This window comes from Herbidospora solisilvae, assembly GCF_009901565.1.
Classification (GTDB): Bacteria; Actinomycetota; Actinomycetes; order Streptosporangiales; family Streptosporangiaceae; genus Herbidospora; species Herbidospora solisilvae.
In genome coordinates this window covers 665688-685735 of sequence record NZ_WXEW01000003.1, presented here as the reverse complement: position 1 = coordinate 685735, position 20048 = coordinate 665688, and the positions used below count along the sequence as shown (strand labels likewise).

Sequence of the window (20048 nt, the reverse complement as noted above, 5' to 3'; positions counted from 1 at the left end):
TTAGTACTTCAGCAGGCTGGCGTCGTCGACCGACGCGGACCTGCGGGTTCGGAAGATCGTCACGATGATGGCCAGGCCGATGACGACCTCGGCGGCGGCCACGATCATCACGAAGAAGGCGATGACCTGACCGTCGACATTGCCGTTCTGGCGGGCGAAGGTGACGAACGCCAGGTTGCACGCGTTGAGCATGAGCTCCACGCACATGAACACGACGATGGCGTTGCGCCGGACGAGCACGCCGATCCCGCCGATCGCGAACAGCAGCGCGCTGAGCACGAGGTAGTGGGTGGTCACTTGTCCTCACCTTCCAGGATCTCGGCCACCTTCGGGTCGATGGTGCCCTCTTCGGCCTCGTACCTGGCGATGTAGCGGTTGACCGACAGCTTGGAGATCTTGCCGTCGGGCAGCAGCGCGGGCATGTCGATCGCGTTGGCGCGGGCGTAGGTGCCGGGGCCGGGCAGCGGGGAGGGGTCGACGCCCTCTTCGCCGTACTTGACGAAGCGCTCGCGGGACAGGTCCCGCTGGGTGGCCTTCTGCTCCAGGCGCTCGCGGTGGGCCAGCACCATCGCGCCCAGCGCCGCGGTGATCAGCAGCGCCGAGGTGACCTCGAAGGCGAACACGTAGCGCGTGAAGATCAGCTCGGCCAGCGACGGCACGTTGCCCGCCGCGTTCACCGCGCCGAGGCCGGCGGCCGGGGCGAACACCACGTTGCCGATGCCCAGCGCCACCAGAGCGGCGAAGGCGAGCCCGGCGACGATCGCCCAGAAGCGCTGGCCCCTGAGCGTCTCGACGAGCGAGTCGGAGGAGTCGACGCCGACCAGCATCAGCACGAACAGGAACAGCATCATCACGGCGCCGGTGTAGACGATGATCTGCACCGCCGCCAGGAACGGAGCGTCCTGGACCGCGTAGAGGACCGCCAGCGAGAGCATCACCACGCCGAGCATCAGGGCGCAGTAGACGGCCTTGCGGCTGAAGACGAGCCCGAGTGCCGCGCTGACCGAGACGACGGCGAGCACCCAGAACGTGATGGTCTCACCCATTGTCGCGTCCCAGTCGGTAGTAGTCCTCTTCGGTCTCTCCGAGGCGCATCGCGTGGGGCGGCTGCTCCATGCCCGCGGTCAGCGGGGCGAGCAGCATCTCCTTGGTGTAGATGAGCGCCTCACGGCTGGAGTCGGCCAGCTCGTACTCGTTGGTCATCGTGAGCGCCCGGGTGGGGCACGCCTCGATGCACAACCCGCACAGGATGCAGCGCGCGTAGTTGATCTGATACGTCCGGCCGTAGCGCTCCCCGGGAGAGAAGCGCTCCTCGTCGGTGTTGTCGGCGCCCTCCACGTAGATGGCGTCGGCGGGACAGGCCCAGGCGCACAGTTCGCAGCCGACGCACTTCTCCAGGCCGTCGGGCCACCGGTTGAGCTGGTGCCGCCCGTGGAAACGCGGCGCGGTGGGCCGCTTCTCCTCCGGGTAGTTCACCGTCACCGGCTTCTTGAACATGTGGTGGAAGGTGACGCCGAACCCCTTGACGGGGTTCAGCCAGTCGAACTTAGGCACTGGGGACCTCCTTGCGATTCGCCCCGTGGTAGTGCGGCAGATCCAGCGGCGGGACCGGGAATCCACCGGCGGTGGGCTCCTCGCGGAGCTGCTCGAACTCCTCTTCGACCTGCTCGGCCTGGGCCTCGCGGCGGCGCTGCTGCACGGTGTCGAAGCGGAAGAAGACCGCGAGGGCGCCGATCACCACGATGGCCATCAGGATGAAGACCGGGGTGCTCTGCTCGACACGCAGCGCGCGGAAGGTGGCGACCAGCAGGATCCACGCCAGGTTCAGCGGGATCAGGACCTTCCAGCCGAAGGCCATGAGCTGGTCGTAGCGGACCCGCGGCAGCGAGGCGCGGACCCAGACGAAGAAGCAGAAGATCAGCACGATCTTGGCGAAGAACCAGAGCAGCGGCAGCCAGCCGACGTTCGCGCCGTCCCAGAGCGAGATGGGCCAGGGGGCCCGCCAGCCGCCGAGGAACAGGGTGACCGCCACACCGGAGACCACGAACACGTTGACGTATTCGGCCAGCTGGAACATCGCGAACTTCAGCGAGGAGCTGTATTCGGTGTGGTAACCCGCGACCAGCTCGCCCTCGCCCTCGGGGAGGTCGAACGGCACACGGTTGACCTCGCCGAACATCGTCATCACGTAGATGAGGAACGACGGGATCAGCAGGATGGCGTACCAGCTGGGCAGCGGGACGTCGACGCCGAAGAGCGTCGCGGTGCCGCCGTCGGCCTGCTTGGCGACGATCTCCGAGGTGGAGAGCGTGCCGGCGTACAGGAAGACCGCCACGAACGACAGGCCCATCGCGATCTCGTAGGAGACCACCTGGGCCGACGACCGCAGGCCGCCGAGGATCGCGTAGGGCGACTTGGACGCCCACCCGGCCAGCACGATGCCGTAGACGCCGATCGAGGACATCGCGAGGATGAACAGGACCGCGACCGGCATGTCAGTCAGCTGGAGCGGGGTCTTGTGGCCGAACATCGAGACGACCGGGCCCATCGGGATGACCGAGTAGGCCAGGATCGCCGGCACCGAGATGACCACCGGCGCGAGGAAGAAGATGACCTTGTCGACCTTGCGCGGCATCAGGTCTTCCTTGAGCCCCATCTTCAGACCGTCGGCGACGGTCTGAAGCAGGCCGAACTTGCCCGCCCGGTTGGGGCCGTAGCGGTGCTGCATGCGCGAGATGAGCTTGCGCTCAAGCCACACGCCGAACAGCACGCCCAGCAGCAGGAAGACGAAGATGACCAGGCCCTTGATGATGCTGATCCACACGGGATCGTGGCCGAAGTCGGCCAGCCCGGGGCCGGGACTGCCCGGGGCGGCCGGGCTGGCCAGCACGCTGGCCGTTGTCAGGAGGCTCATGAGGCACTTCCGATCGTGACGACGTCGCCCGCCTCGGCCCGCAGGTCGCGGGTGACCGAGACTCCGCCGGAGTTGGCCGGCACCCAGACGACCCGGTCGGGCAGGTCGGCGATCCGCAGCGGCAGGGTGACGCCGTTGACGGTGACCTTGTCGACCGCGCCGATCTCGGCGGCGGTGGCCGGGGACAGCAGCGCGACCGCGTCCCGGGCGGTGCCCGCGAGGAACGGCTCGCCGTCCTGCAGCTTTCCGTCGTCGAGCAGCAGGTGCCAGCTCGCCAGGACTGCCTGGCCGGCGCCGGTCTCGGCGACGGTCCCGCCGGTGACGCTCGGCGCGGCCGGGCGCCCGCCCTTGTAGGAGCCCAGGGCGCCGAGCTCGCGGCGGACCGCGGCGACGTCGGGCAGGCCCAGGTGGACGTCCATCGCGTCGGCGATGGCGGCGATGGCGCGCAGGTCGCTCATCACGCCGGGCTGCGGGATCGACGCCTCGAAGGACCGGCCGCGGCCCTCCCAGTCGACGAACGTGCCGGCCTTCTCGGCGACCGCCGCGACCGGCAGCACCACGTCGGCGCGGTCGGTGACGGCGCTGGCCCGGATCTCCAGGCTGACGATGAACGGCGTGTTCTCCAGGGCCCGCAGGGCGAGCTCGGGGTCGGGCAGGTCATAGGGGTCGACGCCCGCGATGACCAGCGCGTCGAGCCGCTCGTCGAGGGCGGCCCGCAGGATCTCGCCGGTGTCGAGGCCGACCTGGGCCGGCAGCGAGGCGACGTTCCAGACCCGGGCCACTTCGGCGCGGGCGGCCTCGTCGTCGACCGGGCGGCCGATCGGCAGCAGGTTGGGCAGCGCGCCCGCCTCGACGGCGCCGCGCTCACCGGCCCGGCGCGGCACCCAGGCCAGCCGGGCGCCGGTCGAGCCGGCCAGCCGGACCAGGGCCGACAGCGCGCCCTTGGCCGAGGCCAGGCGCTCACCGGCCATGATGATCGTGCCCGCGGGCAGCTTGACGCCGTCGGAGATGAGCTCGCCGATCGACTCGGCCTCGGCGCCGGGGACGGTCCGGATCAGGGTGCCGCCCATCTTGGCCAGGCCCGGCGTGGCGAACGGCGCCAGCGCGTAGACCTTGAGCCCCTTCTTCTGGGCCGCCTTGCGCAGCCGCAGGAAGACGATGGGCGACTCCTCCTCGGGCTCGAACCCGGCCAGCAGCACGGCCGGGGCGTTCTCGAGGTCGGTGTAGGAGATCTCGATGCCCTTGCCTGCCACCGAGTGGGCCAGGAACTGGGCCTCCTCGGCGGAGTGGGCGCGGGCCCGCATGTCGATGTCGTTGGTGCCGAGGGCGACCCGCGCGAACTTGCTGTAGGCGTAGGCGTCCTCGACGGTCAGCCGGCCGCCGGTGAGCACACCGGCCTTGCGGCCCGCGAGCCCGGCGGCGACGGCCGCGAAGGCCTCCGGCCAGGAGGCCGGGACCAGCACGCCCTCCTCGTTGCGGACCAGCGGGCTGCGCAGGCGGTCGGGCTGGGTGGCGTAGGAGAACGCCCACCGGCCCTTGTCGCAGTTCCACTCCTCGTTGACCTGCGGGTCGTCGCCGGCCAGGCGGCGGGTGACCTTGCCGCGCCGGTGGTCGGTGCGCAGGGCGCAGCCGGAGGCGCAGTGCTCGCACGCGCTCGGCTGCGAGACCAGGTCGAACGGACGCGACCGGAAGCGGTAGGCCGCACCGGTCAGCGCGCCCACCGGGCAGATCTGGATCGTGTTGCCGGAGAAGTAGGACTGGAACGGCTCGCCGTCGGCGACGCCCACCTGCTCCTTGGCCCCGCGCTCGAAGAACTCGATGAACGGGTCGCCCGCGATCTGGTCGGAGAAGCGCAGGCAGCGTGCGCACTGCACGCAGCGCTCACGGTCGAGCAGCACCTCGGTCGACAGCGCGATCGGCTTCTCGAAGGTGCGCTTCTGCTCGACGAACCGCGACTCGCCCTGGCCGTTGGACATCGCCTGGTTCTGCAGGGGGCACTCGCCGCCCTTGTCGCAGACCGGGCAGTCGAGCGGGTGGTTGAGCAGCAGCATCTCCATCACGCCGCGCTGCGCCTTCTCGGCGACCGGCGAGGTGAGCTGGCTCTGCACGACCATGCCCTGCGCGACCTCGATCGCGCACGAGGGCTGCGGCTTGGGGAAGCCCCGGCCGTTGCCCGCGTCGGGGATGTCGACGAGACACTGGCGGCAGTTGGCCGCCGGGTCGAGCAGCGGGTGGTCGCAGAAGCGGGGGATCTGGATCCCCAGCAGCTCTGCCGCCCGGATGATCATCGTGCCCTTCGGCACGCTGACCTGGAAGCCGTCGATGGTCAGCGTGACCATCTCGACAACGGCGCGTTCCGCGCCGGTGGTTGCTTGGATGGTCACTTGGTCCCCGCGTTTCTTGCCGATTCGCCTCCGGCAAAATATGTGGCGAGTGCGGGATCGAACGGGCAGCCGCCGATCTCGAAGTGCTTGAGGTATTCGTCGCGGAAGTGCTGCACCGAGGAGTAGATCGGGCTCGTCGCGCCGTCGCCCAGGGCGCAGAACGACCGGCCCAGGATGTTGTCGGCGATGTCGGTGATCGTGGTCAGGTCGTCTTCGGTGCCCTGACCCTTCTCCAGCCGCTTGAGCACCTGCTTGAGCCAGAAGGTGCCCTCACGGCAGGGGGTGCACTTGCCGCACGACTCGTGGGCGTAGAACTCGGTCCAGCGCAGCGTCGCCCGGACCACGCAGGTGGTCTCGTCGAAGATCTGCAGCGCGCGGGTGCCGAGCATGGAGCCCTTGGCGCCGACCGACTCGAAGTCGAGCGGCACGTCGAGGTGCTCGTCGGTGAAGATCGGCGTCGAGGAGCCGCCCGGCGTCCAGAACTTCAGCCGGTGGCCCTCGCGGATGCCGCCCGCCATGTCGAGCAGTTCCCGCAGGGTGATGCCCAGCGGGGCTTCGTACTGGCCCGGACGGGTGACGTGGCCGCTGAGCGAGAAGATGCCGAAGCCCTTGGACTTCTCGGTGCCCATGCCGGCGAACCACTCGGCGCCGTTGGCGACGATCGAGGGGACCGAGGCGATCGACTCGACGTTGTTCACGACCGTCGGCGCGGCGTAGAGGCCCGCGACGGCCGGGAACGGCGGCTTGAGCCGGGGCTGGCCCCGGAAGCCCTCCAGCGAGTCGAGCAGCGCGGTCTCCTCACCGCAGATGTACGCCCCGGCGCCGCTGTGCACGACGATCTCCAGGTCGTAGCCGCTGCCGAAGATGCCGCGCCCGATGTAGCCCTTCTCGTAGGCCTCGCGCACCGCCGCCTGCACCCGCCGGATGACGTGGACGACCTCGCCGCGGATGTAGATGAAGGCGTAGTTGGCCCGGATGGCGAACGCCGTGATGATGACGCCCTCGATCAGCGAGTGCGGGTTGGCCATCATCAGCGGGATGTCCTTGCAGGTCCCCGGCTCCGACTCGTCGGCGTTGACGACGAGGTAGTGGGGCTTGCCGTCACCCTGCGGGATGAAGCCCCACTTCATGCCGGTCGGGAAGCCCGCGCCGCCGCGGCCGCGCAGACCGGAGTCCTTGACCGCCTGGATGATCGCGTCGGGGTCCATCGCCAGCGCGCTGCGGGCGGCGGAGTAGTCGCCGTAACCCTCCAGCGTGAAGGAGTTGGGCAGGTCCCAGTTCTTGGTGAGGACCGGAGTCAGCGTGGTCACTTGGGAGCCTCCCAGCCGTTGGCCTTGGCGATGCGCAGGCCCTCGAGCGAGGGACCGGCGGCCGAGGGACCCTCACCGGCGAGCTCGTCGGACAGGCCCGAGAGCACCCGCGAGGTCTCCTTGAAGGTGCAGAGCCGGCTCGGGCCGCGGGTCGGGACGACGGGCTTGCCGGCCCGCAGGTCGTCGACGAGCTGCTTGGCCGACTCGGGCGTCTGGTTGTCGAAGAACTCCCAGTTCACCATCATCACCGGCGCGAAGTCGCAGGCCGCGTTGCACTCGATGCGCTCCAGCGACACCTTGCCGTCGGGAGTGGTCTCCTCGTGGCCGACGCCGGTGTGCTCGCTGAGCTCCTCCCAGATCTGGTCGCCGCCCATCACCGCGCAGAGGGTGTTGATGCAGACGCCGACGTGGTATTCACCGGCGGGCTTGCGCTTGTACATCGTGTAGAACGTCGAGACGCCGACGACCTCGGCCTTCGACAGGCCCAGCATCTCGGCGCAGAACTCCTGACCGGCGTCGGAGACGTAGCCGTCCTCCGACTGGACCAGGTGGAGCAGCGGGAGCAGCGCCGACCGGGCCTTGGGGTACTTGCCGATGATCTCCTTGGCGTCCAGTTCCAGACGCTCGCGGACCTCTGGGGAGTAGGTCATCGGTCCACACCTCCCATGACGGGGTCGAGCGAGGCCACCGCCGAGATGACGTCGGCGATGTATCCGCCTTCGCACATGGCCGGCACGGCCTGCAGGTTCGTGAAGGACGGGTCGCGGAAGTGGACCCGGAAGGGCCGGGTGCCGCCGTCGCTCACCACGTGGGCGCCCAGCTCGCCGCGGGGCGACTCGACCGGCACGTACGCCTGGCCGGCCGGCACCCGGAAGCCCTCGGTCACCAGCTTGAAGTGGTGGATCAGGGCCTCCATCGAGCTGCTCATGATGTGCGCGATGTGGGCGGGCGAGTTGCCGAGGCCGTCGGGGCCGAGCGCGAGCTGCGCGGGCCAGCCGATCTTCTTGTCCTCGATCATGACGGGCTGGTTCTTCAGCGGCCCGGTGAGCCGATCGAGCGCCTGCTCGATCAGCTTCAGCGACTCCTCCATCTCCGAGACCCGGACCTGGTAGCGCCCGTAGACGTCACAGGTCTGCTGGGTGGCGATCTCGAAGTCGTAGGTCTCGTAGCCGCAGTAGGGCTGCGACTTGCGCAGGTCCCACGGCAGGCCGGCAGCCTTCAGCACCGGGCCGGTGATGCCCAGCGCCATGCAGCCGGTCAGGTCGAGGTAGGCGATGTCCTTGGTACGCCGGGTGTAGACCGGGTTGGCGTCCAGGATCTTGCGCATGTCCTTGATCCGCTCCGGCATGACCTTGAGCAGTTCGCCGATCTTGTCGACGGCGCCCGCCGGCAGGTCGACGCTGACGCCGCCCGGCCGGATGTAGGCCATGTTCATCCGGAGACCGGTGATGTACTCCATGATGTCGAGCACCATCTCGCGCTCGCGCAGGCCGTAGAGGAACGGGGTGGTGGCCCCGAGCTCCATGCCGTAGGTGCAGATCGCCATCAGGTGGGAGGAGATGCGGGTGAGCTCCATCGTGAGCACCCGGATCGCCTGCGCCCGGTCGGGGATGCGGTCCTCGATGCCGAGGAGGCGCTCCACGCCCAGGCAGTAGGTCGTCTCGTTGAAGATCGGCGACAGGTAGTCCATGCGCGTCACGAACGTGACGCCCTGCGTCCAGGTGCGGTATTCGAGGTTCTTCTCGATGCCGGTGTGCAGGTAGCCGATGACGGTCCGGGCCTCGGTCACCGTCTCACCGTCGAGGGTGAGCACCAGCCGGAGCACGCCGTGGGTCGACGGGTGCTGCGGGCCCATGTTGATGACCAGCCGCTCCTCGGACGACTCGGCCACCGCCTCGGTGAGCTTGTCCCAGTCCTGGCCCGCGACGTCGTAGACCTTGCCTTCGGTCGCTTCCTGAGTCACGCGTACGACCTCCTCTGGTCCGGCGCGGGGATTTCGGCGCCGCGGTATTCGACCGGGATGCCGCCCAGCGGGTAGTCCTTGCGCTGGGGGTGGCCCTCCCAGTCGTCGGGCATCTCGATGCGGGTGAGCGCCGGGTGCCCGTCGAAGATGATGCCGAAGAAGTCGTAGGTCTCCCGCTCGTGCCAGTTGTGCGTCGGGTAGACCGACACCGTCGACGGGATGTGCCGGTCGGTGTCGGGCGTCGCGCACTCCACCCGCACGCGGCGGTTGTGGGTGATCGAGCACAGGTGGTAGACCGCGCGCAGCTCCGACCCGGTCTCGTGGGGGTAGTGCACCCCCGAGACGCCCAGGGAGAGCTCGAACCGCAGGGCGGGGTCGTCGCGCAGCTTCTTCATGATCTCGACGAGGTGCTCGCGCGCCACGTGGAGGGTGAGTTCGCCCCGGTCGACCACGACCCGCTCGACGCCCTCGTGGTCGAGGCCGTCGACGATCTCGTCGAAGTAGCTCCCGTAGGGGCGCGGGCTGGAGACCGGCACCGGGCGGCGGACCACGAGGCCGCCGTAGCCGGAGGTGTCGCCGGTGCCGGAGGCCCCGAACATGCCGGTCCGGGCGATCGGCTGCTCCGGGACCTCAGGAAGGTTGTCGCTCATTTCTGCCCTCCCTGGTCGATGAGCGGCAGGGTGCGAAGCGCCTGGAGTTCGAGCTCCTGGACCTGCTTCTCCCTGTGGGCGCCGAACTTCATGTTCTGGATCTTGTCGTGCAGCTTGACGATCGCGTCGATGAGCATCTCGGGCCGCGGCGGGCAGCCGGGCAGGTAGATGTCGACGGGCACGACGTGGTCGACGCCCTGGACGACCGCGTAGTTGTTGAACATGCCGCCGGACGAGGCGCACACGCCCATGGAGATGACCCACTTGGGCTCGGCCATCTGGTCGTAGATCTGGCGCAGCACCGGCGCCATCTTCTGCGACAGGCGACCGGCCACGATCATCAGGTCGGCCTGGCGGGGCGACGCGGACGCGCGCTCCATGCCGAAGCGGGCCAGGTCGTGCTTGGGGCCACCGGTGGACATGAGCTCGATCGCGCAGCAGGCGAGACCGAAGGTGGCCGGCCAGACGGAGTTCTTGCGCGCCCAGCCGGCGACCTGCTCGACGGTGGTCAGCGCGAAGCCGCTGGGCAGTTTCTCTTCAAGGCCCATTAGTCCCAGTCCAATCCGCGACGCCGCCACACGTAGGCGTACGCCACGAGCACGGTGACGATGAACAACACCATCTCGACCAGACCGAAGACCCCGAGCTTGTCGAAGGCCACGGCCCACGGGTAGAGGAAGATGATCTCGATGTCGAAGACGATGAAGAGCATCGCGGTGATCATGTACTTCAGCGGGAACCGGCCGCCGCCGATCGGCTGCGGAGTGGGGTCGATGCCGCACTCGTAGGCGTCGAGCTTGGCGCGGTTCCACCGTTTCGGCCCGGTGAACGGGGCGATGCTCACGGAGAAGACGGCGAATCCCGCCCCGAGGACCGCGAGCACCAGGATGGGGGCGTAGAGCTCCATCGCTTAAGGCGTCCTCTCGGTGAATGTGGTCATGGTTCTTCGATCCAGTGGTGTCATGCCGACGGCGCGACCTTCGACAGGGCGTTGATGATCCGGTCTGACGCGTCGCCACCGTGGTCGGTCAGGTTGCCCAGCAACTTCAGGCCGAACCTCATCAACCGGGGGTGGGGCAGCGCGTGCCGCGTCAGGAAGTTCATCACGCCTGGTTTGCCGATCGCCTCGACGAAGGCCCGGCCCAGGGTGAAATAGCCGCCGTACGCGTCTTTGAGTATCCGCGGGTAGGCCCGCAGGACCCGCTCGCGCGCGGCGGGGGTCGGCTGGGCGAGCGCGGTCACCACGGCGTCGGCCGCGATGCGGCCGGTCTCCATCGCGTACGCGATGCCCTCGCCGTTGAAAGGGTTGATCATCCCACCGGCGTCGCCGACGAGAACCAGGCCCCGGGTGTAGTGGGGCTGCCGGTTGAAGGCCATCGGCAGCGCGGCACCCCGGATCGGGCCGACCATGTTCTCTTCGACGAAGCCCCACTCGGCCGGCATGTTCTTGGTCCAGCGCCGGAGCAGGTCGCGGTAGTCGATCTTCTTGAACGCCTCACTGGTGTTGAGCAGCCCGAGGCCCACGTTGGAGGTGCCGTCGCCGACGCCGAAGACCCAGCCGTAGCCGGGCAGCAGGCGTTCGCCGTCCCAGAGCTCCAGCCAGGTCTCGAGGTAGTCGTCGGTGTGGCGCGGGCTCATGTAATAGGTGCGGACCGCGACCCCTATCGGGCGGTCTTCGCGCTTGTGCAGGCCCATGGCCAGGGAGATACGGGTGGAGTTGCCGTCGGCCGCGATCACCAGGCGGGAGCGGTAGACGTCGCCGGAGGCGGTCTTCACCCCGACGACGTGGCCACTGCGCTCGTCGATCACCGGGGCGGTCACGTTCACGCCCTGGAGCAGGGTGACGCCCTTGGACACGGCGTGGTCGGCCAGGATGACGTCGAAGTCCTTGCGGGTGCGGACCAGCCCGAAGTCGGGGAAGCTCGACAACTCCGGCCAGTCGAGCTCGAACGACAGGCCGCCGCCGACGACGCGCAGGCCCTTGTTCCTGATCCAGCCGGGCGCGTCGACGTTGACGCCCATCGCCAGCAGTTCCTTGACCGCGCGCGGGGTCAGGCCGTCGCCGCAGACCTTCTCCCTGGGGAAGGTCGTCTTCTCCAGCAACAGGACCGAGAGCCCGGACTGCGCCAGATAAAACGCGGTCGTCGATCCGGCGGGGCCGGCGCCGACGACGATCACGTCGGCATCGGTCTCGCTCCGCCGGGCCGCAAGGGCTGGCTCGCTCACGAGGGGACCTGTCCTGTCCTTTTGAGTTTCTTGGGGCCGCAGACCGTGTAGGCTGAGCCTTTCGTGCCTTTGTGAACTACTTCACAAACTTGTCGCGCCGCAGTCTAGTCCCTCTTCCGACACCTTCGTCAGGGGGTAGACACCTACCGGTGGGTAAACATGCACAGTCGTGACGAAAAGATCGCCATACCTGGCGTGCCGGTGCAAATTTCATGACTTTTCCGGGCGGATGCCCCGGTGCAGCGCCACGATCCCCATGCTCAGGTCACGCCACGCCACCCGCTTCCACCCGGCGCCCTGGATGACCGCCGCCAGGCTCTTCTGGTCGTGCCAGTCGCGGATGGACTCGGCGAGGTATTCATAGGAGTCGGGGTTGGAACTCACCGTACGGGCCACCACCGGCAGCAGGCGCATCAGGTAGTGGGTGTAGACGAGGTCGAACGCCTTCGGCTTCGGCCGCGAGAACTCGCACACCACGAGCCGCCCGCCGGGACGGGTCACCCGCAGCATCTCCTCCAGCGCCTGACCGGTGTCGGCGACGTTGCGCAGCCCGAACGAGATCGTGACCGCGTCGAACACCCCATCGGCGAACGGCAGCCGCAACGCGTCGCCTGCGACGAACGTCACACCCGCGACACCGCCGGTCAGCCCGGACGAACCACGCCGCCGCACTCCAGTCTGCAACATGCCGAGCGAGAAGTCGCAGGCGATGGCGCGTGCTCCGAGCTGGGTGAACGCATCGGTAGAGGTGCCGGTGCCGGCCGCCAGGTCGAGCACCAGCTCGCCGGGCCCGGCGTCGATCGCGGACGCGGTCGCCCGCCGCCACAGCCGGTCCTGGCCGAGCGACAACACGTCGTTGACCAGGTCGTAGCGCGCGGCCGTGCGGTCGAACATGGCCGCGACCTCATGGGGCTGTTTGTCCAGCGAAGCGCGCGTCATGGTGCCCAGCCTAGGACGACCTCACACACCGTCATGCCATGCCCGGTCGAATGTGCGCAACGTAGTGCGTTGATTACTCTGCGTCTGCTAGGACTTGGCCATGCGTGCCAGATTCATGATCACAGTAAGCGCTCTCGCGCTCGTGGCCACGCCGGCCTCAGCGGGCATCCGTCACCCCTCGGTCGTGTCGCCCGATCCGGTGAACCACACGCCCCACGTCCTCGACGGGATCGTCAACGCGTTGGCGCTGGTCGGGAACACCGTGGTCGTCGGCGGCGAGTTCTCCTCGGTGAAGTCGGGCACCTCCACCTTCCGCCGCGCCAACCTCTTCGCCTTCGACCTGACGACCGGCCGGGTCACCCCCTTCGCCCCCTTCCTCGACGGCCCGGTCAACGCACTGGCGGCCGGCGCGAACGGCACGGTCTACGCCGGCGGCTCCTTCTCCCGGGGCCTCGCCGCCTTCTCCGTCCCGTCGGGAGCCCCGATCCCGTCGTTCGGGGCCACCGCCTACGGCGGTGAGATCACCTCTCTTGTACGCCGGGACGCGCACCTCTACGTCGGCGGTGATTTCTCCCACATCAGCAGAGTTCAGCGCACCGCGCTGGCCCGCCTCGACGCCTCCACCGGAGCGGTCGACCCCGCATTCGCCGTCGCCGTCGGCGGGGGCCGGTCGGAAAGCGATCCGAAGGTGCACGCGATGGCCGCGACGAAAGACCGGTTGATTCTCGACGGCTCGTTCACCACCCTCGGCGGGCAGCCGCGCGACCAACTCGGCCAGATCGATCTGAAGACCGGCAGAGTCGCCCGGTGGCGCACCAATGCCTACGCCCCCCATTGCCGCGACGGTTTTCCGTCCTATGTACGCGGCCTCGACGTCTCCCCCGACGGTTCCTATTTCGTGGTCGTCACCACCGGAGGCGCCGCGCCGAAGACGGGGAAACTCTGCGACACCGCGGCCCGCTTCGAGACGTACGCGAAAGGCGTGAACGTGAAGCCGACCTGGGTGAATCACACGGGCGGCGATTCGCTCTACAGCGTCGCGGTCACCGGCGCGGCCGTTTACGTCGGCGGCCACCAACGCTGGATGGACAACCCGCTGGGAAAGGACTCCGCCGGGCCGGGAGCGGTCCCACGAGAGGGCATCGCGGCGCTCCATCCGCGTACCGGAAAGGCGCTCGGGTTCAATCCCGGCCGCGAGAGAGGAATCGGGGTGAAGGCCTTTCTCGCGGTAAAGAAGGGGCTTTTGGTGGGAAGCGACACCACGAAGCTCGGGCACGAGTACCATGCCCGAGTCGGAATGTTCCCGATGCCCTGACTAGCCCTCGGGCTGGCCCCTCTTCTCGCTGATCTTCTCGCTGACCGCGTCCCGCTGCTTCGACAGCAGAACGTAACTGGCGAGCCCGCTCAGCACCACGGCCACTGCGAGCAACACGTAGGTCCGCAGACCCAGCAGATAGAGGACGCCCAGGGCGACGGCGAACAGGCCCAGGCGGGACAGGGTGTAGACGATTACCGGATGCACGCCGTAGAGGTTACGTCACTGTCCCGTATGGCGGACTCTCTTCGCATCCGGCACGAGCGCTGCTAGTGTGCCCATCACGGCGCTTTCGTAAAGAAACACCCATGAGCGCCCCAAAGAGGCTCTATCATATAACAATCGGGCACTGAGCCGGTAACATCCCGTGATCTTCTCTGAAAACCACGGATAAATCAGGCTTCGCTCGGCACACTGGTTACCTGTCCGCCCGCTGCATGACGCGGGATGCGAGGGGGAGAGATTGTGGAGAGTAGCAGCGAGCGACTGCTGACCCCTGGAGAGGTTGCCGCCCTCTTCCGGGTCGACCCGAAGACCGTGACTCGCTGGGCCGCGGCGGGGCGAATCAGCAGCATCCGTACCCCCGGAGGGCATCGGCGTTTCCGCGAGTCGGAAGTGCACGCCCTTCTCCGTGGAGAAGACGTCCTGACGGCCGACAAGCCGAACGGGTAGAGCTTCACGGGAAGAAGCAGAGAGGCGCGGTGTACCCGAAGCCGCGCCTTTTTCTTTTGCCCGAGGCGCCTGCGGCGCCGAGGGAGAAAAATGCGCGGGGCCGGGGTGTCTATGGCCGCGCCTTCGGCGCGGCGGTCCTCGCGCTTATACCCGGCGCCTTCCCTCGTCGCTCCGGTCGCTCCGCTCCCCTACGCTCCTCAGTCCAGACGCCGGCGCGCTGCGGCAATTCATGAATCTGGCCTGAATTATTTCCCGCCGCCGGCCTGGTGATTGAATATTTGACCACTTGGTGGCATGTGAAATTGCACGCCGCTGGGCCTCGATTATTTTTCCTGCTCTGCCTTGAAGGCCAGGAATTCTTGTTCCAGGGCGTCGTTCTCTTCTTGCCATCTTCTGCGGCGTTCCGCTTCTTCTTCCTCGGTGATGGACTCTTCGAGCCACTGGTCGTAGTCCGGCTCGCCGGGCGCTATCTCGACATACGCGTTGCCGATCAGGCGGCCGTCGTCGCTGGTCAACGACTGCGGGACCCGCAGCGTGCCGTCAGCGAGCCGGATCACGAACATCAGGGGACCTCTAGATTCCGTAGCGCCTGTTGAAGAAGAGCATGACGTTGAGTGCCGTGCGGGTGTCGCCGCCCAGCATGTCTATCAGGGCGGGACGCTGCCTCGACGCGATGGCGGCGAAGGCGTCGGCGAAGAACTCCTTACGGCCGAGTTCTCCGGACTGCTTGTGGAAGGCGGAGGCCAGGTGGGGGATGCACTCGTCGTAGAGGGCGGCGAACTCGGGTGAGTCCGAGACCCACTCTCCCGGACGGGAGTCCACGTCGTCCAGCGCATGACCGACTTCGTGCATCATCACATCGGGGGTGGGACTCGGGCGGTCGCCGACGACGATCTTCCGGTCGCCGTAGGCGCCGGCGCAGATGTCCCAGGTCGCGCGGCCGCTCGGCAGCGGGGCGCCTCGCAGGTAGCCCATGTCGTCGAGGTCGGGCACGCCACCCGGACCGACGTAGATGCCGTCCAGGCCGACCGCCAGCATCTCCTTGAGCCGGTCGGGCAGTCTGGCGAGGCTGTCGACGGCGCGGATGACGTCGGGGGGCGGGGGGCCGTCCATGGCGTCCCACTGCCGGTAGAGGATCGTCTCCAGGGCGCCGCAGTTGCGGCGGCCGTCACGGTAGTCGGGGCTGTCGGGGTGGTGCGGCTCGGCGCGGGCGGGCTGGTCGTCCAGCTCGAAGTCGCGCCAGGTGTACTGCGGGCGGTCGACGACCGGGGCGGTCACCGGGGTCTCGGCGACCCTCGGCGCATCGGCCCATCGGTCGGTGACCTTCGTCTCGATGCGTTCCTGCGTCGCCTCCGCCCCACGACGGGAGACGTAGCTGGCCCCTGCGTGGCTCCGCTGCCACCACCGATTCCCTCGCCGGTGGCGGCCTCTGTCGCCCTGCTGCGCCATCGCACCTCTCTTTGGTCGGGAAGGTGCTGTACCGGTGCAGCGTACGATGCCCGTCTGGTCCGAGTCATCCCGCTTCGTCGGTCGCTATGCAAGACGCAACACGATCAGGCCACCGGATGGCATACCGTGTTGGAATGGCGAACGTGGTTGTCGGCCTGGCGTTGCTGGCCTTCTGGCTCTACTGCCTCTTCGACGTCATCACCACTCCCCCGGAGATCGTGCGGACCCTCCCCAAGGCCGCGTGGGTTCTGGTCGTGATGATTCCGGCGATGGGCGGAGTGTTGTGGCTGCTCGCCGGGCGGCCGGTGCTTGAACCGATCACCCCCGGACAGAACCTTCTCCCCTCGCCGCCCCCTGAGGCGCCGAGGGGTCCCGACGACGACCCCGACTTCCTGCGCAGCCTGGAGCGCAAGCTGCGCGACGAGGACTAGCCGGCGTCTAGTTGTTGACGTCGGCGTAGGAGTGCAGGCCGCCGATGAAGATGTTCACCCCGACCAGGTTGAACATCAGGCACGCGAAAGCGATCAGCGAGACGATCATCGCGGCCTTGCCCTTCCAGCCGGCGGTCGCGCGGGCGTGCAGGTAGGCGGCGTAGGCCACCCACGTGATGAACGCCCAGACCTCCTTCGGGTCCCAGCCCCAGTAGCGGCCCCACGCCTTGTCGGCCCAGAGCGCGCCCGAGATGACGGCGAACGTCCAGATCGGGAACGCGATGACGATGACCCGGTGGGCGACCCGTTCGAGGTCGGCCCGCGACGGCAGCCGCGACGGGCCCTCCTTGCGGATCAGGAACAGCGCCGCGGCGACGCCGCCGACGATGAACAGTCCGCTGGCCGCGACGGCGGCGGTGACGTGGATGGCCACCCAGTACGAGTCGAGCGCGGGCACGACCGGGCCGGCCTGCGTGTAGAGGACGCGGACCGCGAAGCCCAGGCCGATCGCGGCGACCACGCCGACGAACGCGCCGAGGAACCTGACCGGGTAACGCACCTGCAGGAGCAGGAACACCGTCACGGCCGCGAGCAGCATGGCGACGACGAACTCGTACATGTTGCCCCACGGCCAGCGGTCGACCGCGAGGCCGCGCGTGAGCGTGCCGCCCACGTTGGCGGCCCAGCCGAGCCACATGGCGGCGGTGCCGACGAGGCCCGCCTTGGGGGCCCACGACGCCGGTTCGGGCGCCGGGGCCGGTTCGGGGAGGTCGTCGGACGGACCGCCGACGGCGACCAGACGGCGCTCCTTCACCGTCTCGGTGACCCGGCCGAAGGCCAGCTCCAGGGCATAGCCGATCATCGCGGCCAGGTAGAGGAGAATGGCGGCCAGCACGAGCTGGTCGCTCAGCGTGGCCAAACGATCAGGAGACATCCTTCACCTCTGCGCGAGCGTGGTGTTCCAGGGCTTTCGTCAGCTCGGCGAACTCCTCGCCGAAGTCTCCGCCCTCGGTGCGGGTCAATCCTCCCACCGTGACCCCTCCGTCCCTCACCCGCACCCAGACGCGGCGGCGGTGGATGAGCAGGGACAGCAGCAGGCCGAGAATGGCGGCGCCGGAGGCGAGCAGGGCCGGGAAGCGGCCCGGGTCGTAGGTGGTCTGGAGGGTGATCCACTCCTTCACACCGGTGAACTCGATCTTGCCGGCCCCTTCGGGCAGGTCGGCCACGTCGCCGACGGCCATCGGCTTCGGCGACTCGGTCATCTGGCCGAGCGGCTTGAGGTTCTGGTGGCCGCCCAGGTCGTACACCGACTGGGGGATTCCCTCGTCGAGCCCCAGGTCGCCCTTGAACGGCCAGATCTGCACGGTCGGGTTGGCCGCGCCCGGGAAGATCGACAACCAGTCCTTGCCGTTGGGCACCGTGGAGGGCAGGAACCGGCCGAGGAACGCGAGCTGCTCGGGGGCCGCGTCGGGCACCTTGATGACACACTCCGACTCGTAGGTCGAGGTGTTGTTCACCAGGCACGGCACCGCGCCCTCGAAAGCGACCTTCCCGTCGCCGCCGGTGATCCGGAACGTGGGGGCGTAGCCGTGCCCGATCAGGTACGTCAGCGCGCCGTCGGCCTCAAGGGGCTCGTTGACCCGGAGGGTGACCTCACGCTCGGGAGACGTGGGCGAATCCTGCACGGCCAGCTTGGCGTAGTAGTCGAGCGGCTGGCCCTGCTTCTCGTGACCGGGCCCGATGTAGGTCGCCTGGAAGTCCTTGAGCGTGAACGAGAACGGCTGAAGGTCCTCGGGCGACACCTGCGACCCCGGCAGATAGCGGTCGTACGCCGCCACCGTGTTCGCGAACCCGTCGCCCTCCACCACGAGCACGTTGCCCCGGTAGCCGAACAGCCCGCCCACCCCGACGGCGACCAGCAGCACGAGCAGCGCGACGTGGAAGAGCAGGTTGCCGGTCTCGCGCAGGTGCCCCTTCTCGGCCGACACCCAGCCGTCGCCGGTCGTCACCCGCCAGCGCTTCGACCGCAGGTAGGCCTCGGCCGAGGCGAGGTCGCCCTCGATGTCGGCGTGGTGCGGCAACCGGGCGAGGTTGCGGGGCGCGGGCGGCGGCGTGCGCCGGATCTCCTTCAGGTGCACCATCGTGCGCGGCAGCACGCAGCCGATCAGCGACAGGAACAGCAGCAGGTAGATCGCCGCGAACCAGGGCGAGGTGAAGACGTCGAACAGCGAGAACCGGTCGAGCCACTCGGCCTTGGTCGGGTCGTTCTGGAAGTAGCGGGCGACCGCGCCGGGATCGACCCCGCGCTGCGGGTAGAGCGACCCGGGCACCGAGGCCAGGGCCAGCAGGAACAGCAGGATGAGGGCGGTGCGCATCGAGGTGAGCACCCGCCAGCCCCAGCGCAGCCAGCCGACCACGCCCAGCCCCGCGGGGCCGGTGCCGGTCGTCTTCTCTTCGTCGGTCAGTGTCATATCACCGGCTCGAATCCGCCGATCCACACCTGGAGACCGGCGATGAGCTCGCCCCACAGACCGGTGACCAGCAGCAGCCCGACGGCGACCAGCATGGCTCCTCCGATCCGCGTGATGAGCTGGGTGTGGCGGCGCACCGCCCGGAACGTGTGGAGCGCCTTGCGGTAGGCGAGCCCGGCCGCCACGAACGGCAGCCCGAGCCCGAGGGCGTAGCCGAACGCGAGCAGCGCGCCCCTGGCGGCGCTGCCCTGGTCGACCGAGAGGGTCAGCACGACGGCCAGCGTCGGCCCGATGCACGGCGTCCAGCCGAGTCCGAACACGATACCCAGCAGCGGCGCCCCGGCGAGCCCGGCGGCCGGCACCCGGTGGATGCGGAAGTCGCGCTGCAACCCGGGGATGATCCCGATGAAGGCCAGCCCCAGCACGATCGTGACCACGCCCAGCACCCGCGTGATCACCTCGGCGTTCCCGAGCATGGCCGCCCCGAGCCCGCCGAACAACGCCCCGCCCAGCACGAAGACCAGGGCGAACCCGAGCACGAACAACCCCGAGCCCAGCACCAGACGCCCCCGCTTGGGGTCGGCGCTCATGCCGGTCACGTACGACAGATAGCCCGGCACCAGCGGCAGCACGCAGGGCGACAGGAACGACACCAGGCCGGCGAGCAGCGCGATCGGCAGGGCGACCAGCAGCGACCCGGAGGCGACGGTGTCAGCGAGATTCACTGGAGACCTTGGTCACGGCGTCGAGGAGGGCCTGGTACTTCACGGCGCCCAGGGCGCGGGCCGCGATCCGGCCCTCCTTGTCGATGATGAGCGTGGAGGGGATGGCGGCGGGCGGGACCGTGCCGGAGAACCCGAGCAGGACCTTGCCGCTCTGGTCGTGGATGCTCGGATAGCCCGGCGTGAGCTGGGCGTCGTAGGCGGTGGCGGCGGCCTTCTGGTCCTTGAAGTTGATGCCGAGGAAGTCGACGCCGTCGGCCTTGGTGCGGGCGGCGACGTCCTTGAGCGTCGGCCCTTCGGCCCGGCACGGCGCACACCACGAGGCCCAGAAGTTGATCACCGTGACCTTGCCGGGAGCCATCTTCGTGGGCGTGCCCTCAAGGGTCTGGCCCTCGACGACGGGGGCGGGCTTGCGCTCGCCTACGTCGAAGACCTGGACCTTGCCGTCACCGGCGACGAACCGGGTGTCGTCGGACTCCGGCTGCCCCGACCCCCCGACGTTCCCGGCGCATCCGGTCAGAACGAGCACCGAGCACACGGCGACGAGAGCACGCGAGAAGGGGGACATGGAGGAGATCTCCTTGAACTACAACCGGTAGAGC

23 protein-coding genes are annotated in these 20048 nt (G+C 68.7%); 3 read left to right on the top strand and 20 right to left on the bottom strand.

Annotation, left to right across the window (positions count from 1 at the left end; all coding sequences use genetic code 11):
* From nuoK to GT755_RS12980, 13 genes are all read right to left on the bottom strand, one after another.
* Entirely contained in the window at positions 1–297 is a 297-nt protein-coding gene (gene nuoK, locus GT755_RS13040; protein WP_030456120.1) for an NADH-quinone oxidoreductase subunit NuoK, read from the bottom strand.
* Complete coding sequence (locus GT755_RS13035; protein WP_161479941.1) at positions 294–1046, bottom strand: NADH-quinone oxidoreductase subunit J; 753 nt, start codon at positions 1044–1046, stop codon at positions 294–296. Before GT755_RS13035 ends, nuoK begins: the two co-directional genes overlap by 4 nt.
* Complete coding sequence (gene nuoI / locus GT755_RS13030) at positions 1039–1554, bottom strand: NADH-quinone oxidoreductase subunit NuoI (RefSeq protein ID WP_030456122.1); 516 nt, start codon at positions 1552–1554, stop codon at positions 1039–1041. Before nuoI ends, GT755_RS13035 begins: the two co-directional genes overlap by 8 nt.
* Positions 1547–2905 carry an NADH-quinone oxidoreductase subunit NuoH gene (nuoH, locus tag GT755_RS13025; RefSeq protein ID WP_407929408.1) on the bottom strand — a complete coding sequence of 453 codons (1359 nt, stop codon included), beginning with the start codon at positions 2903–2905 and terminating at the stop codon, positions 1547–1549. The genes nuoI and nuoH overlap by 8 nt, the downstream gene beginning before the upstream one ends.
* A gap of 5 nt (positions 2906–2910) precedes the next feature.
* Complete coding sequence (locus GT755_RS13020) at positions 2911–5298, bottom strand: NADH-quinone oxidoreductase subunit G (RefSeq protein ID WP_161479940.1); 2388 nt, start codon at positions 5296–5298, stop codon at positions 2911–2913.
* The gene (gene nuoF, locus GT755_RS13015; protein WP_161479939.1) at positions 5295–6608 is read right to left on the bottom strand and encodes an NADH-quinone oxidoreductase subunit NuoF; all 1314 of its coding nucleotides are present in this window, start codon (positions 6606–6608) and stop codon (positions 5295–5297) included. Before nuoF ends, GT755_RS13020 begins: the two co-directional genes overlap by 4 nt.
* Positions 6605–7258: an NADH-quinone oxidoreductase subunit NuoE gene (gene nuoE, locus GT755_RS13010; protein ID WP_161479938.1), complete on the bottom strand. Its 654-nt coding sequence runs from the start codon at positions 7256–7258 to the stop codon at positions 6605–6607. Before nuoE ends, nuoF begins: the two co-directional genes overlap by 4 nt.
* A complete protein-coding gene (locus GT755_RS13005) occupies positions 7255–8571 on the bottom strand; it encodes an NADH-quinone oxidoreductase subunit D (RefSeq protein ID WP_030456127.1) in 1317 nt (438 codons plus the stop codon). Before GT755_RS13005 ends, nuoE begins: the two co-directional genes overlap by 4 nt.
* Positions 8568–9221 carry an NADH-quinone oxidoreductase subunit C gene (locus GT755_RS13000; RefSeq protein ID WP_161479937.1) on the bottom strand — a complete coding sequence of 218 codons (654 nt, stop codon included), beginning with the start codon at positions 9219–9221 and terminating at the stop codon, positions 8568–8570. Before GT755_RS13000 ends, GT755_RS13005 begins: the two co-directional genes overlap by 4 nt.
* Positions 9218–9769 (bottom strand): NuoB/complex I 20 kDa subunit family protein, encoded by a 552-nt coding sequence (locus GT755_RS12995; protein ID WP_030456129.1) that lies wholly within the window; start codon positions 9767–9769, stop codon positions 9218–9220. Before GT755_RS12995 ends, GT755_RS13000 begins: the two co-directional genes overlap by 4 nt.
* Positions 9769–10128, bottom strand: a complete 360-nt coding sequence (locus tag GT755_RS12990) for an NADH-quinone oxidoreductase subunit A (protein ID WP_030456130.1) — start codon at positions 10126–10128, stop codon at positions 9769–9771. Before GT755_RS12990 ends, GT755_RS12995 begins: the two co-directional genes overlap by 1 nt.
* 53 nt (positions 10129–10181) lie before the next feature.
* Positions 10182–11447 carry a geranylgeranyl reductase family protein gene (locus GT755_RS12985; RefSeq protein WP_161479936.1) on the bottom strand — a complete coding sequence of 422 codons (1266 nt, stop codon included), beginning with the start codon at positions 11445–11447 and terminating at the stop codon, positions 10182–10184.
* A 210-nt stretch (positions 11448–11657) separates the two neighbouring features.
* Positions 11658–12386: a demethylmenaquinone methyltransferase gene (locus GT755_RS12980; RefSeq protein ID WP_161479935.1), complete on the bottom strand. Its 729-nt coding sequence runs from the start codon at positions 12384–12386 to the stop codon at positions 11658–11660.
* A gap of 100 nt (positions 12387–12486) precedes the next feature.
* Between GT755_RS12980 and GT755_RS12975 the strand changes: the two genes are divergently transcribed.
* Positions 12487–13701, top strand: a complete 1215-nt coding sequence (locus GT755_RS12975; RefSeq protein WP_161479934.1) for an NHL repeat-containing protein — start codon at positions 12487–12489, stop codon at positions 13699–13701.
* On the opposite strand, the gene GT755_RS12970 is transcribed toward GT755_RS12975, so the two are convergent.
* Positions 13702–13908: a DUF4229 domain-containing protein gene (locus tag GT755_RS12970; RefSeq protein WP_030456134.1), complete on the bottom strand. Its 207-nt coding sequence runs from the start codon at positions 13906–13908 to the stop codon at positions 13702–13704. It abuts the gene before it with no gap.
* A 240-nt stretch (positions 13909–14148) separates the two neighbouring features.
* Here GT755_RS12970 and GT755_RS12965 point away from each other — a divergent pair, with 240 nt between their 5' ends.
* A complete protein-coding gene (locus GT755_RS12965) occupies positions 14149–14373 on the top strand; it encodes a BldC family transcriptional regulator (RefSeq protein ID WP_030456135.1) in 225 nt (74 codons plus the stop codon).
* Positions 14374–14696: 323 nt separating this feature from the next.
* Here GT755_RS12965 and GT755_RS12960 read toward each other — a convergent pair whose 3' ends face one another.
* A complete protein-coding gene (locus tag GT755_RS12960) occupies positions 14697–14936 on the bottom strand; it encodes a hypothetical protein (RefSeq protein WP_030456136.1) in 240 nt (79 codons plus the stop codon).
* A gap of 10 nt (positions 14937–14946) precedes the next feature.
* The gene (locus GT755_RS12955; RefSeq protein ID WP_030456137.1) at positions 14947–15822 is read right to left on the bottom strand and encodes a hypothetical protein; all 876 of its coding nucleotides are present in this window, start codon (positions 15820–15822) and stop codon (positions 14947–14949) included.
* Between the two features lie 134 nt (positions 15823–15956).
* Between GT755_RS12955 and GT755_RS12950 the strand changes: the two genes are divergently transcribed.
* Positions 15957–16253, top strand: coding sequence for a PLDc N-terminal domain-containing protein (locus GT755_RS12950; protein ID WP_202609923.1), 297 nt, complete (start codon positions 15957–15959; stop codon positions 16251–16253).
* 7 nt (positions 16254–16260) lie between these two features.
* On the opposite strand, the gene ccsB is transcribed toward GT755_RS12950, so the two are convergent.
* From ccsB to GT755_RS12930, 4 genes are read right to left on the bottom strand one after another with little or no spacing between them, the layout of a single operon-like run.
* Positions 16261–17187 carry a c-type cytochrome biogenesis protein CcsB gene (ccsB, locus tag GT755_RS12945; protein ID WP_161479932.1) on the bottom strand — a complete coding sequence of 309 codons (927 nt, stop codon included), beginning with the start codon at positions 17185–17187 and terminating at the stop codon, positions 16261–16263.
* Positions 17177–18724, bottom strand: a complete 1548-nt coding sequence (gene resB, locus GT755_RS12940; RefSeq protein ID WP_161479931.1) for a cytochrome c biogenesis protein ResB — start codon at positions 18722–18724, stop codon at positions 17177–17179. Before resB ends, ccsB begins: the two co-directional genes overlap by 11 nt.
* Positions 18721–19449 carry a cytochrome c biogenesis CcdA family protein gene (locus tag GT755_RS12935; RefSeq protein WP_161479930.1) on the bottom strand — a complete coding sequence of 243 codons (729 nt, stop codon included), beginning with the start codon at positions 19447–19449 and terminating at the stop codon, positions 18721–18723. The genes resB and GT755_RS12935 overlap by 4 nt, the downstream gene beginning before the upstream one ends.
* Positions 19436–20014, bottom strand: coding sequence for a TlpA family protein disulfide reductase (locus GT755_RS12930; RefSeq protein WP_161479929.1), 579 nt, complete (start codon positions 20012–20014; stop codon positions 19436–19438). The genes GT755_RS12935 and GT755_RS12930 overlap by 14 nt, the downstream gene beginning before the upstream one ends.
* Between the last annotated feature and the right edge of the window lie 34 nt (positions 20015–20048).